We start from the raw sequence: 11034 nt of genomic DNA on the forward strand, positions 1-11034 counted from the left end.
AAGCCGCGAAAGTACAGGGACGCCGTGTCGAAGAGGAGAGCTTTTCCGGACGGGATGCCATGTGCTCAGGGTAGTGATGCCGTGCGGGAACCTAGAGTGTCGGGGTGTCCTTCGGCGTTCGCTCCCCTCGACCGGCGGCCTCGGCGCCGTGCCCGTGCGGGCGCGCGGCGTTCGGCGAGTGCTGCGGGCCGCTCCTCGACGGCGCGGCCGCGCCCTCGGCGGAACGGCTCATGCGGTCGCGGTACACCGCGTTCGCGCTCGGCGACGCGGACTACCTCGTGCGGACGTGGCATCCACGGACCCGCCCCGACGACGTCGATCTCGACGACGGCACGGTGTGGGAGGGACTCGTCGTCGAGGAGGCGGGCGAGGACGGGGATGCCGCGACGGTGACGTTCCGCGCGTCCTGGCGGCGCGGCGCGGACCGGGGCGTGCTGGCGGAGCGGAGCCGGTTCGTCCGGCGCGGCGGGCGCTGGGTGTACGTCGACGGCGACGTCGACTGACCCGTCAACCCCGGCCGCGGTGTCGGCGGGGGTGCGTAGGCTCGCGAAGCGACACCCGACGAGAGGACACGCATGATCCCCGATGCGCTTCGCGACCTGCTCGAGAACCCGAACTACGGCGCCCTGGGCACCGTCCGCCCCGACGGAACGGTCCAGGTCAACCCGATGTGGTTCGAGTTCGACGGCGAGCACGTGCTCTTCACGCACACGACGACCCGCCAGAAGTACCGCAACCTGCAGGCGAACCCGTCGATGAGCTTCATGGTCTTCGACCCCGACCAGCCGTACCGCTACATCGAGGTACGCGGACGGTTGGTGGACGAGGTGCCCGATCCCGAGGGGGCGTTCTACGTCCGTCTCGGCCAGCGCTACGGCAACGCGGGGCAGCAGCCGCCGCCGGATCGCGCGGACCGCGTGGTCCTGAAGATGTCGGTCGAGAAGGTCGGAGGTCAGTGACATGGAACGCATCGTGATCATCGGTGGGCACGGCAAGGTCGCGCTGCACCTCGCGGGTCTCCTGGCCGAACGCGGCGACGAGGCGATCTCGATCGTCCGCAACCCGGACCATCGCGCCGACGTGGAGGCCGCGGGCGGGAAGCCGCTCGTGCTCGACGTCGAGAAGGCGGACGTCGACGCGCTCGCCGAGGCCTTCGACGGCGCCGACGCCGTGGTGTGGTCGGCCGGTGCGGGCGGCGGGTCGGCAGAACGCACGTACGCGGTCGACCGGGATGCCGCGCAGCGCGCGGTGGACGCGGCGGCGAAGGCCGGCATCCGTCGATTCGTAATGGTCTCGTGGATCGGGTCGACGCCGGATCACGGCATCCCGAAAGACGATCCGTTCTTCGCGTACGCCGACGCCAAGCTCGCGGCCGACGACCACCTGCGCGCGAGCGACCTGGACTGGACGATCCTCGGTCCCGGGACGCTCACGCTCGACCCGCCGACCGGGCGCATCACGACCGCGCCGCAGGGCAAGGGCGAGGTCGGGCGCGCGGACGTCGCGGCGGTGGTCGCCGCGACCCTCGTGCAATCCGCGACGATCGGCCGCTTCATCCGGTTCGGCGCGGGCGACACGCTCATCCCCGAGGCGCTCGTGGCCGACCCGGAGCTCGCCGACTCGGAGCTCGCCGACCCGGAGCTCGCCGACCCGGAGCCCTGAGCTGGTCCGGAGCCCTGAACCCCGACCGGCTCAGTCGTCGTCCTCGGCGTCGTCATCGGGATCGTCCACGACCACGATGACGCCGTCGGGGATCGGGTCGCCGAGCAGGGGCTCCGCGGCGAGCGTGAGGTCGATCGTGGCCCGCAGCAGCCCGCCCATCGTGGCCGAACGCAGCAGCTCCATCTGGTCGAGTTCGCCGAGTGGGGCGATCGCGGCCACCTGCCAGGCGCGCTCGAGCGGCTCGTCCGACAGCTCCACCTCGGGATCCCAGCGGGTGGTGCCGTACTCCCGCGCACGACCGAGGACTCGCCGGACCACGCCCTCGGCCTCGTCGAGCAGGGGCTCCAACGCCTCGTTCCATTCCAGCTCGGGAAGGGCCCGGACCTCGGCCCGCGGGTACGGGGCGTCGTCGAGCCATTCGACGATCTCGAACCGCTCGGCGCCGCGCGCGACGATCGACATCTGCCCGGCCTGCGGCACGACGTGGCTGAGCCGCGCCATCGTGCCGAGCGTGAAACGCTGGTCTCCGCCGCCGGTCTCGGCGCCCCGCTCGATCAGCACGACCCCGAACTCCGGGTCCACCTCGTCCAGCAGCATGCCGAGCATCACGAGGTAGCGCTCCTCGAAGATCCGCAGCGCGAGGGGCGTGTGCGGGAAGAGAACGGCTCCCAACGGGAACATCGCGGTACCCATGCCGACCAGTCAACCAGCGCTGCGGGGCGCGAGGGTCGTCGGCGCCGAGTTCACGCGGGCTCGTCGCTCAGCGTCTCGTGAATGCGATGGAGGTCCATCAGCAACGAGCCGATGAGCACCCAGTGCTCGGGGGACGGCGTGCGGATCTGCAGCGGACGCGTGAGCGCGGGTTCCTCGGCGACCGGGTCGCGCTCGGTGTCGGCCTCGAGGCTGAAATCGAGGCGCACGTCGTGCGCGGCGCGGTGCAGCTGCTCGGCGATCGCGCGCACCGACGGGTCCTCGACGATCGAGGACGTGTATCCGTCGTAGACGGCGCGCGTCATCCCGACGGTCTGCGTCACGACGGGGGTGAAGCGATCGAGCCGTGCCTGCATCTCGGCGAGGTCGGCGCGGTGGCGGGAGCTGCGGGGGTTGAGGGACAGCGAGTCGGCGCCGTCGCGGATCGCGTCGGCCGCGGCATCCCGAACCGGCCGAAGCAGGCGCGCCTCGAGCAGGAGGCCCTCGAGGGCCTCGCGCGTCTGCGGCGTCTCGAGGGCATCGGCGAGACGCTCGAGGGCCGCCGCGAGTTCGCGGCCCAGGATGTCGACCTTGGACCGGGCATCGGGCACGAGCACGGGCGGGACGAGGGCCGTGTTCACCAGGATGCCGATGATCGCGCCGATCACCGTCTCGATGACGCGGTCGAGCGCGTAGTTCGGTGTCGCGGTACCCAGAGCCAGGACCAGCACCGCGCTGATCGCGACCTGGTTCGTCGCGCCGGGCGACATGCGAAGCGCCCACGCCACGACGAGCGACACCGCGCCCGCGAGCAGGATGACCCACGTCGGCGAGCCGAGGAAGATGCCGAGCACCGAGGCGATCACGACGCCGACGATCACGCCGACGCTGCGCTCGACCGCGCGCGTGAACGACTGGTTGATGCTCGGCTGGACGACGAGGACCGCGGCGATCGCGGCGAAGATCGGGGGCGGGCCCGGCACGAGGAGGTCGGCCACGACCCACGCGGCGATCATCGCCACCGCCGTCTTGGCCACCTGCAGGAACGGCCCCCGGCGCGGGGCGCGGAAACTCAGGCTTTCACGCGGGAGTCGCAGCGGGAGGCGCATGGATCGAGCGTACGGTGCGGTCGGGCTCAGTCCGGCCGATCCAGCATGGAGGCCGCGTTGTCGGCCACCCAGTCCATCAGCGGGAGCATGCGCGTCATCAGGTCGCGCCCGAGCGCGGTCAGTGCGTACTCGACGCGCGGCGGAACCTCGGGATAGGCCGTCCGCCGCACGAGCCCGTCGGCCTCCAGCGTCTTCAGCGTGCTCGCGAGCATCTTCTCGCTGATCCCCGAGATGTTGCGGCGGAGTTCGCCCCACCGCTGGGTGCCGTCGGAGAGCGCGACGAGGACCAGCACGCCCCACTTGCCCATCACGTGGTCGAGGACCGTGCGCGTCGGGCACCCGTCCGAAAAAGCTTCCGGCCGCTCGGCCCGGATTTCCGCAAGACTCACCATCACGCCAGTACCTAACTCGAAAGTGGGTACCGACATTCCGGAATGTGTCTCGGATGCGCGCGTTGGTCTCGGCGTACCGACCGAAAGGACACACCATGACCCTCCTCGTCTCCGCCGCCAACGGCCACCTCGGACGCCACGTCCTCGACGCTCTGCTCGAGCGCGGGATCCCGGCATCCGACATCGTCGCGGGCGTCCGCACCCCCGCCAAGGCCGACGACCTCGCCGCCCGCGGCATCCGTGTCGTCGAGTTCGACTACTCCCGGCCCGAGACCCTGACCGCCGGGCTCGAGGGCGTCACCCGCGTCCTGCTCATCTCGGGCACCGACCCCGACCGGGCCACCGGCCACCGCAACGTCGTCGAGGCCGCGCGGGCCGCGGGCATCGAGCGCCTCGTCTACACCAGCGCGCCGCGCGTCGACGAGATCGAGTACGCCCTGGGCGCGGACCACCTCGCCACCGAGCGTGCGATCGCCGCGTCGGGACTGGATGCCACGATCCTCCGCAACAACTGGTACACCGAGAACTACCTCGACTCCGTCTCGCGCGCCGCGGAGTCCGGCGTCATCGTCGCCGCCGTCGGCGACGGCCGGGTCGCGAGCGCCAACCGCCGCGACTACGCCGAAGCCGCCGCCGTGGCCCTGACCACGGACGACCTCGCGGGCCAGACGCTCGAGCTCGCCGGCGACGTCACCTGGACGTACGACGAGCTCGCCGCGGCTGCCGCCGAGGTCCTCGGACGCGCGGTCGTGTACCAGCCGGTCTCGGTCGAGCAGCTCGCCGCCGGTCTCCAGCAGGCGGGCCTGGATGCCGGGACCGCGGCGTTCGTCGCCGGCATCGACGACGCGATCGCCCGCGGCGCGCTGTCGCAGACCGACGGCACCCTCGCCCGCGTCATCGGCCACCCGACGACGCCGCTCGTCGAGGGCCTGCGCGCCGCCCTGAAGGGCTGACGCCGACCCGCGTGAGGTGCCAGGATTTGTCGCCCGAGGCGCAGCCGAAGCGACAAATCCTGGCGACTCACGCGTCCGCGCGAGCGGAGTGTGCGAGCGAGCGCCGGGCCGTCAGCTTCCGTTCGCGCATCGCGAGGAACAGCGGGAACGTGAAGGCGAACGCGGTCAGCCCGGACAGGACGACGTACAGCCACGCGTGCCGCATGCCGAGGCGCCGAGCCTCCACGAGCAGGAAGATGCTGCCGGCCACGGCCACGACGAGCAGGTCGACGGTGATCGACGACACCGCCGGGCCGCTGGTCACGAGGTCGCCGAGGAAATCCGCCATCTGCACCACGGCCAGGACGTTGAAGGTCCAGGTTCCGACGAGCCCGAGGATCGACAGCACGAGGAACGCCACCGACAGCGGGGTCCAGTGCTTGGTGAAGTCAGCCATGGACCGATCGTGGCGGTTCGCCCGCCCCCGATCCAGCCCCGCCCCGCTGTCGGTGCCCCGCGCTACGTTCGAGGGATGGATGCCACCCGAGCCACCGCGCTCCTCGACGAGCTCGACCGTGCCGTCGAGCGGCGTCTGCGGCACCTGACCGCCGACGCCGAGAGCCTGCGGCACGATCGGGCGGATGCCACGGCCGACGACGAGCACGACCCCGAGGGGTCGACGCTGTCGGGGGAGTGGGCGCACGTCGACGCCCTGGCGCGCGAGGCGCGCGTGGAGCGGGACGAGATCCAGGCCGCGCGGGAGCGCGTGGCATCCGGCACCTTCGGGGTGTGCGAGGTGTGCGGCCGTCCCATCGCGGACGCACGCCTGGAGGCGCGGCCGACCGCGCGACGCTGCATCGCCTGCGCGACCTGAACCCCCGCGTAGGCTCGCAGGGTGGAACCGCTGCTGATCGTCCTGCTCTTCGCCAACGCCGTCTTCAACGCGGTCGTGTGGCCCCGGTTCTATCCGCGGATCGCGAAAGACCCCCGGGCGCGGGATGCCGCGGGCAAGCCGACCCCGTTCCTCATCGTGCACACGGTGCTCATCGCGCTCGCCCTGGTGCTCGCGCTCGCGTCTGTGGTCTCGGCGATCGCGGCGCTCGTCGCTTAGCAGCGGAAGCGCACCCTCGAGCGGACGAGAGTGCGCCTCCGATACTTGCGTCAGCGGCCGAGGCGCGAGTGCAGTTCTTCGACCGTTCCCTTTATTCGCTTCAGGGTCAGAATTACCCACACGGCGAACCACACGGAAAGGCCCGTCAGAACGAGAGGGAACAAAAGGCCGATCAGTCCCAAAGCGGTTGCCGACGTGGTCATTTGGTTCTCCTTGAGGTTGTGATGCGATCGCGGTGACGGTCAGAAGACGCCTGTTACGAGGTTGCCGTTCTTGACGATGGCCTCGACGCCGCCCTCGAGCTGAGCAACGTTATTGGGATAGGTGAATTTCGACCACCCCTTCACCCAAGCGCCGACAGAAGCGTTCTCAGTGCGGCGGGGGATGGTGAACCACTTTCCTTCCCAGGTGGTGAAAGCGTACGTATTGATCACCTGGCCCCATGGGTCGCCCACGACGGTGGTGTAGCTGCCGGACGCGCCGTACCTGACGTAGTACTCCATGTAGGCGAATCCGTTGCTGCCCCAGATCCGGTAGCTGCCCGTCAAGGCGCGGGCGGCAGAGCCCGAGGCTGTCTGGGATGCTACCGGTTCGACTCCTACCTCGAGTACCGTGCCGTTGCTCAAGGTTACGCGCTGTACGTCCCGTTCGCCGGCGTTCAGACGCACGCTTGCCTTCAAGGATTCCTTGGCCTGCTCCCACTCATCGACGAGTGCGCTCTGCTCGCCTGCGGACAGATCAGAGGAGCCGAGTTATGCAGCGATCAACGAATCCCGGTCGCTGAGGTCGGTATCTGCCGACGCGGCGGCCCCGCCGACCGATAGGCCAGAGATAACTAGTCCGAGTATGATGCCGCCTGCGCTGAAGCGGCGTGCTTTCGACGTGAATGCCATTGGTCCCCCCCAGGTGGATGAACTGCGTACCCGAATGGGTAGCGTCCCCAGCATTCCTGGCCGTCACTCGGAGCAGCATGAGCGTCTTTCCAAGAAGTGTGGTCGCAAGTCGCTCGTGATCGCAGACGCGATCCAGTAGTATCCCCGCTGCAACGCGGGATCCGTCTGTAGAATGAAGGGGCGGGTTCGCCCGCCGCACCTCGTGCATCTACCTACCGGACCGGCAAGGCGGCACCGCCCCCTGCCCCGGAGATCCTCATGCACCACCCTGCCCCGACCGTCGCGCACCGCTCGCTGATCCACCACACGGGGTTCTGGTTCTTCCCCGTCGCGTTCGTCGCGCGACTCCCGTTCGCGATGATGACAGTCGGCGTGCTGGCGCTCGTCGTCGCGGTGCGCGGTTCCGTCGCGCTCGGGGGACTCACGTCGGCCGCCGTCGGCATCGGCGTCGTCGTGGCGGGTCCGATCCTGGGTGACCTCGCCGACCGGTTCGGGCAGTCGCGAGTGCTCGTTCCCACGGGCCTGGCCAATGGCATCCTGCTCGCGCTCTTCCCGATCGTCGTGGGCTCCCCGATCGGTGACGGCTTCGTGCTCGCGGCCGCCGTGGCGATCGGCCTCACCGGCCCGCAGACCGCGGCGATGTCGCGTAGTCGCGTGATGGCGTTGATCGGCGACCGGATCGCGCCCGACCGGCGCGAGCGCACGTTCTCGCGCGCGATGGCGTACGAGTCCGCCGCCGACGAGACCGCGTTCGTCATCGGCCCGTTCGTCGTCGGGGTGCTTGCCGCGGTCCTCGCGCCGTGGGCGCCGATCGTCGCCGCTGCGGTCCTCAGCCTCATCTTCGTCACGGCGTTCGCGCTGCACCCGACGGGTCGCGTCGTTCCCGTGGCGGCCGAACGCGGGGCGATGGCACCCGCGCGCGAACTGCTCCGGCCGCCGGTTCTCATGCTCGTCGTCGCCGTCGTCGGCGTGGGCGCGTTCTTCGGTTCGACGCTCACCTCGCTCACCGCGTTCATGGAAGCGCGCGGAGCCGCCGAAGCCGGCGCCCTGCTGTACGGCGTGATGGGCGTCGGTTCGGCGGTGCTCGCGCTCGCGGTGGCGGTGCTTCCCGCGCGCTTCTCGCTCCGGTGGCGGCTCGTGACGTTCGCGATCCTGCTCTTCGCCTCGGCGGGGGCGTACTCGGTCGGCGGGTCCGTCGTCACCGTGACCGCGGTGCTGTGCCTCATGGGCGTCGGGGTGGGCCCGTCGCTCGTGACGCTGTTCAGCCTCGCGGGACACCGTGCCCCGGCCGGGCGTACCGCCACGACGATGACGGTGCTCGCCTCGGCGCTGACCCTCGCGCAGGCGCTGTCGTCTGCCATCACCGGTGCCGTCGCGGAGCGGGTGTCGGTCGAGACGGCGATGCTGTTCCCGGCCGGGGCGGCGCTGATCGTGCTCGCCATGGCCGCGGTCAACCTCGTTCACGCGGGACGGTGGGATGCCGCCCGCCCGTCGTCGATCGGATAGACCCGGCGCAGGATCAGACGCTGCCCGAACGTCCAGAGGGTCGTGACGGCGAGGTAGAGCCCCGCGGCGAGCGGGACGAACAGCGCGACGACGGCGGTGGTGAAGGGGAGCACGGCCGTCATCACGACGACCGCGCGCGGGGTCGCCGGATCGAACGGCGGGCGCAGGAAGCGCCGCGTGAGCTCGCCCGCGCCGGCGATCACGGCGACGAGGATCCCGAGGAGCAGCACGGTCGTGGCATCCGCGCTCCCTCCCGTGACGGCGGCGAGGAGGCTCGTGCCGAGCGGGACGCCGGCGAGCTGCTCGGTGAGCAGGGCGTTGGCGTGTCCTGCCACCGTCGGGTGCAGGAACACGGCGTACAGCAGGCCGACCACGGGTGCCTGCGCGAGGACGGGGAGGCATCCCGCGAACGGGGAGACGCCCGCATCGCGATACAGCTGCAGGGTCTCGCGCTGGAGTCGTTCGGGGTTTTTGCCCCAGCGTTCGCGCAGCACGCGAAGGCGCGGGGCGAGCCGCGCGCGGTCCCGTTCCGCCCGGGCCTGGGACACCCCGACGGGGATGAGCACGGCGCGGACGACGAGGGTCACGAGCACCACGGCGAGCGCGGCCGCCGCGGCAGCCGCGAGCGGGGAGAGGAGAGAGGTGAGGGCCAGGAGGCCCTGGGTGGTCAGGTCGAGCAGGGCCGCGAGCGGCGGCAGGGCGAAGAAGTCCAAGGAATGTCCGTTCGTGGGAGCGATCAGGGCGTGATCGGCCACGAAGGGGTGCCGCCGCGGCGCCGTCGAGGGCGCGGGGGCGTGCTACGCGGCCGCGGCCGCGCGTCCGGGAGCTCGCGGGCGCGGGTGGCCTGCGGCGTCGGGATCGCTCTGCGCGAGCGGAGCGGAAGGATCGATGGGGCGCGTCGCCATGGTCGGCGGCGAGCCGGACAGGAGCCGGAACACCACGACGGCGATCGCGACGGTCAGCACGACCGCGGCGGCCAGCGCGAGGGCCAGCAGCGGGGCGGGTGACGAACCGCCGTCGGGGACGAGCGCGAGCTCCGTGGCGACGAGCAGGAGGTTCAGGGCGCTGAGGAACGACGCGATCATCCCGTGCCCCCTCCCTCTGGTCCAGCCCTCACGCTACCAGCGGCGCGGTGGCTACGCTTTCGAGCATGACGACTCTCGTGATCACCGTGGTGGGCGACGACCGCGCCGGGCTCGTGGCATCCCTCGCCGACATCGTCGACGCGCACGGCGGCAACTGGGAGACGAGCGAGCTCGCGGAACTGGCCGGCGCCTTCGCCGGAATCGTGGAGGTGTCGGTGGCGCCCGAGCGCGCCGACGACCTCCGGGCCGCGCTCGAAGCCGCGGCCGGCACGCTGCGCGTCACGGTGCACGGTCCGGCACCCGCGACGGCCAACCCGGCCCGCACCGTCGCCTTGACGGTCATGGGCAACGACCGTCCCGGGATCGTGCGGGAGATCACCGGCGCGCTGAGCGCCCGCGGCGCCAGCATCGCGCGGATGTCGACCGAGACGACGGATGCCGCGATGGCGGGCGGTCGCCTGTTCGAGGCGTCGGTCACCGCGACGCTGGCCGAGGGCGGCGGGGTCGACGAGCTGGTGGAGGACCTTCAGGGTCTCGCGGCGGAGATCCAGGTCGACGTCACGCTGATCGACTGACCCGCACGCGCGCGACGAGCGCCGCGATCGCGCGCCACCCGACGAGGAACAGCAGCAGGGTGATCCCCGCGACGATGACGAACGCCAAAGCCACGCCCTGACCGCTCAGCGCCCGGAGCAGCATTCCGGCGACGAGCGTGACGGCCCACACCGGCAGCCCGGTGCGCAGCGGGGCGGCGGGGCGCCGCCAGCCTCGGCTCACGATCCAACCGATCAGCAGCCCCGCGAGGAACGGCCACGCGGTCGTGGCGAGGCCCGATCCACCCGGGCCGAGGATGTCGCCGTCGTGGGTCGCCCGCCCGATGGCGGCGAACACCACCACGAGCACGACATCGAGGAGCAGGGCGAGAACGGCTGCGCGGCGGATCGTCACGCTCCATCCTCGCACCGCCGGGTCGCCCGCCCGACCGCATATCGCGGACGTATCGGTTCGTGCAGACGCCCGGACAACGTCGCGCGCGGTCCGATGGAGTCTCCCGATCCCTGGAGGCCCGATGTCCGCCCGTCCCGCTCCGACGTTCACCGCCGGTCGCATTCTCGCCGCCACCTTCGCCGTCGCCGCGGTCGCCGGGCTCACCCTGGCGCCGCGGTCGTGGGCCTGGCCCGCACGCTCGTGGGCACTCGACGCCGTCGCTCTGCTGCCGACGCGGTGGGCCGACTTCCTGCTCGGCGGGGACGCGGATCGAGCGCTGAACATCGCGATCTTCGTCCCGCTGGGTGCCGCGATCGCCGCGCTGCTTCCGCTCCGCTGGGTGCCGGCATCCGTGGGGGTGGGGTTCGCGATCTCGTGCGGCGTCGAGATCGCTCAGACGGTCATCCCGGGTCGTGTCCCCGACGTCGCCGACATCGTCGCCAACACCGCGGGAGCGCTCGTGGGGACCGTGCTCGTCCTGGCCGTGAGGCTCATCGCGCGGCTGTGACCGGCAGTCGACGGGGGAGGTGCAGGCGGGCACGCAGCCCGCCGTCCTCGCGCGGCCACAGCTCGAGGAGCCCGCCGTGCGCCCGCGCGATCGACACGACGATGGCGAGTCCGAGCCCCGCGCCGTCGCGGGATCCGCGGGCGCGGCCCGCACCGCGGA

General features: G+C 71.5%; 18 protein-coding genes. 9 read left to right on the plus strand and 9 right to left on the minus strand.

Annotation, left to right across the window (positions count from 1 at the left end):
- Window positions 1-104: 104 nt before the first annotated feature.
- The 3 genes from I5G_RS05780 (at window position 105) to I5G_RS20890 (ending at window position 1662) form a co-directional block, all read left to right on the plus strand.
- Complete coding sequence (locus I5G_RS05780) at window positions 105-503, plus strand: YchJ family protein (protein ID WP_022878222.1); 399 nt, start codon at window positions 105-107, stop codon at window positions 501-503.
- A gap of 72 nt (window positions 504-575) precedes the next feature.
- On the plus strand, window positions 576-959 hold the full coding sequence (locus I5G_RS05785) for a PPOX class F420-dependent oxidoreductase (RefSeq protein WP_022878223.1): 384 nt from the start codon (window positions 576-578) through the stop codon (window positions 957-959).
- Between the two features lies 1 nt (window position 960).
- Complete coding sequence (locus I5G_RS20890; RefSeq protein ID WP_022878224.1) at window positions 961-1662, plus strand: SDR family oxidoreductase; 702 nt, start codon at window positions 961-963, stop codon at window positions 1660-1662.
- Window positions 1663-1692: 30 nt separating this feature from the next.
- Here I5G_RS20890 and I5G_RS05795 read toward each other — a convergent pair whose 3' ends face one another.
- The 3 genes from I5G_RS05795 to I5G_RS05805 are packed head-to-tail and all read right to left on the minus strand — an operon-like array spanning window position 1693 to window position 3856.
- The gene (locus I5G_RS05795) at window positions 1693-2355 is read right to left on the minus strand and encodes an LON peptidase substrate-binding domain-containing protein (protein WP_022878225.1); all 663 of its coding nucleotides are present in this window, start codon (window positions 2353-2355) and stop codon (window positions 1693-1695) included.
- Between the two features lie 50 nt (window positions 2356-2405).
- A complete protein-coding gene (locus tag I5G_RS05800) occupies window positions 2406-3461 on the minus strand; it encodes an aromatic acid exporter family protein (protein ID WP_022878226.1) in 1056 nt (351 codons plus the stop codon).
- A gap of 26 nt (window positions 3462-3487) precedes the next feature.
- Window positions 3488-3856 (minus strand): helix-turn-helix domain-containing protein, encoded by a 369-nt coding sequence (locus tag I5G_RS05805; protein WP_022878227.1) that lies wholly within the window; start codon window positions 3854-3856, stop codon window positions 3488-3490.
- Between the two features lie 92 nt (window positions 3857-3948).
- On the opposite strand from I5G_RS05805, the gene I5G_RS05810 reads away from it, so the two are divergent.
- Window positions 3949-4806 carry an SDR family oxidoreductase gene (locus I5G_RS05810; RefSeq protein ID WP_022878228.1) on the plus strand — a complete coding sequence of 286 codons (858 nt, stop codon included), beginning with the start codon at window positions 3949-3951 and terminating at the stop codon, window positions 4804-4806.
- A gap of 67 nt (window positions 4807-4873) precedes the next feature.
- Here the strand turns inward: I5G_RS05810 and I5G_RS05815 are convergent, their stop codons facing one another.
- Entirely contained in the window at window positions 4874-5242 is a 369-nt protein-coding gene (locus tag I5G_RS05815; protein ID WP_022878229.1) for a DUF2834 domain-containing protein, read from the minus strand.
- Window positions 5243-5317: 75 nt separating this feature from the next.
- Here I5G_RS05815 and I5G_RS05820 point away from each other — a divergent pair, with 75 nt between their 5' ends.
- A complete protein-coding gene (locus tag I5G_RS05820; RefSeq protein WP_022878230.1) occupies window positions 5318-5659 on the plus strand; it encodes a TraR/DksA C4-type zinc finger protein in 342 nt (113 codons plus the stop codon).
- A gap of 21 nt (window positions 5660-5680) precedes the next feature.
- The gene (locus I5G_RS05825) at window positions 5681-5896 is read left to right on the plus strand and encodes an SCO4848 family membrane protein (protein ID WP_022878231.1); all 216 of its coding nucleotides are present in this window, start codon (window positions 5681-5683) and stop codon (window positions 5894-5896) included.
- A gap of 50 nt (window positions 5897-5946) precedes the next feature.
- Here I5G_RS05825 and I5G_RS25720 read toward each other — a convergent pair whose 3' ends face one another.
- Together I5G_RS25720 and I5G_RS26375 are read right to left on the minus strand one after the other, a co-directional pair.
- A complete protein-coding gene (locus I5G_RS25720; protein ID WP_022878232.1) occupies window positions 5947-6099 on the minus strand; it encodes a hypothetical protein in 153 nt (50 codons plus the stop codon).
- Between the two features lie 39 nt (window positions 6100-6138).
- The gene (locus tag I5G_RS26375; RefSeq protein ID WP_022878233.1) at window positions 6139-6399 is read right to left on the minus strand and encodes a hypothetical protein; all 261 of its coding nucleotides are present in this window, start codon (window positions 6397-6399) and stop codon (window positions 6139-6141) included.
- 648 nt (window positions 6400-7047) lie between these two features.
- Between I5G_RS26375 and I5G_RS20895 the strand changes: the two genes are divergently transcribed.
- The gene (locus I5G_RS20895; RefSeq protein WP_022878234.1) at window positions 7048-8295 is read left to right on the plus strand and encodes an MFS transporter; all 1248 of its coding nucleotides are present in this window, start codon (window positions 7048-7050) and stop codon (window positions 8293-8295) included.
- Here I5G_RS20895 and I5G_RS05845 read toward each other — a convergent pair.
- Complete coding sequence (locus I5G_RS05845; RefSeq protein WP_026095679.1) at window positions 8250-9008, minus strand: membrane protein insertase YidC; 759 nt, start codon at window positions 9006-9008, stop codon at window positions 8250-8252. The genes I5G_RS20895 and I5G_RS05845 overlap by 46 nt on opposite strands.
- 84 nt (window positions 9009-9092) lie before the next feature.
- Window positions 9093-9380, minus strand: coding sequence for a DUF6412 domain-containing protein (locus I5G_RS05850; protein WP_022878236.1), 288 nt, complete (start codon window positions 9378-9380; stop codon window positions 9093-9095).
- 65 nt (window positions 9381-9445) lie between these two features.
- Between I5G_RS05850 and I5G_RS05855 the strand changes: the two genes are divergently transcribed.
- Window positions 9446-9955, plus strand: a complete 510-nt coding sequence (locus tag I5G_RS05855; RefSeq protein ID WP_022878237.1) for a glycine cleavage system protein R — start codon at window positions 9446-9448, stop codon at window positions 9953-9955.
- Here the strand turns inward: I5G_RS05855 and I5G_RS05860 are convergent.
- Window positions 9939-10328: a DUF3054 domain-containing protein gene (locus I5G_RS05860; RefSeq protein ID WP_022878238.1), complete on the minus strand. Its 390-nt coding sequence runs from the start codon at window positions 10326-10328 to the stop codon at window positions 9939-9941. The two genes, I5G_RS05855 and I5G_RS05860, sit on opposite strands and share 17 nt — an antisense overlap.
- 121 nt (window positions 10329-10449) lie before the next feature.
- Here I5G_RS05860 and I5G_RS23925 point away from each other — a divergent pair, with 121 nt between their 5' ends.
- Window positions 10450-10875, plus strand: coding sequence for a VanZ family protein (locus tag I5G_RS23925; RefSeq protein WP_022878239.1), 426 nt, complete (start codon window positions 10450-10452; stop codon window positions 10873-10875).
- Window positions 10876-11034: the final 159 nt, after the last annotated feature.

Origin of the sequence: Microbacterium sp. B19 (assembly GCF_000333395.1) — a bacterium.
In the GTDB taxonomy this organism is placed as follows: Bacteria; Actinomycetota; Actinomycetes; order Actinomycetales; family Microbacteriaceae; genus Microbacterium.

Coding starts and splice junctions, on each gene's coding strand:
- I5G_RS05785 (WP_022878223.1), top strand. CDS start 576: ATGATCCCCGATGCGCTTCGCGACCTGCTCGAGAACCCGAACTACGGC.
- I5G_RS20890 (WP_022878224.1), top strand. CDS start 961: ATGGAACGCATCGTGATCATCGGTGGGCACGGCAAGGTCGCGCTGCAC.
- I5G_RS05795 (WP_022878225.1), bottom strand. CDS start 2,355: ATGGGTACCGCGATGTTCCCGTTGGGAGCCGTTCTCTTCCCGCACACG.
- I5G_RS05800 (WP_022878226.1), bottom strand. CDS start 3,461: ATGCGCCTCCCGCTGCGACTCCCGCGTGAAAGCCTGAGTTTCCGCGCC.
- I5G_RS05810 (WP_022878228.1), top strand. CDS start 3,949: ATGACCCTCCTCGTCTCCGCCGCCAACGGCCACCTCGGACGCCACGTC.
- I5G_RS05815 (WP_022878229.1), bottom strand. CDS start 5,242: ATGGCTGACTTCACCAAGCACTGGACCCCGCTGTCGGTGGCGTTCCTC.
- I5G_RS05820 (WP_022878230.1), top strand. CDS start 5,318: ATGGATGCCACCCGAGCCACCGCGCTCCTCGACGAGCTCGACCGTGCC.
- I5G_RS25720 (WP_022878232.1), bottom strand. CDS start 6,099: ATGACCACGTCGGCAACCGCTTTGGGACTGATCGGCCTTTTGTTCCCT.
- I5G_RS26375 (WP_022878233.1), bottom strand. CDS start 6,399: ATGGAGTACTACGTCAGGTACGGCGCGTCCGGCAGCTACACCACCGTC.
- I5G_RS20895 (WP_022878234.1), top strand. CDS start 7,048: ATGCACCACCCTGCCCCGACCGTCGCGCACCGCTCGCTGATCCACCAC.
- I5G_RS05850 (WP_022878236.1), bottom strand. CDS start 9,380: ATGATCGCGTCGTTCCTCAGCGCCCTGAACCTCCTGCTCGTCGCCACG.
- I5G_RS05855 (WP_022878237.1), top strand. CDS start 9,446: ATGACGACTCTCGTGATCACCGTGGTGGGCGACGACCGCGCCGGGCTC.
- I5G_RS23925 (WP_022878239.1), top strand. CDS start 10,450: ATGTCCGCCCGTCCCGCTCCGACGTTCACCGCCGGTCGCATTCTCGCC.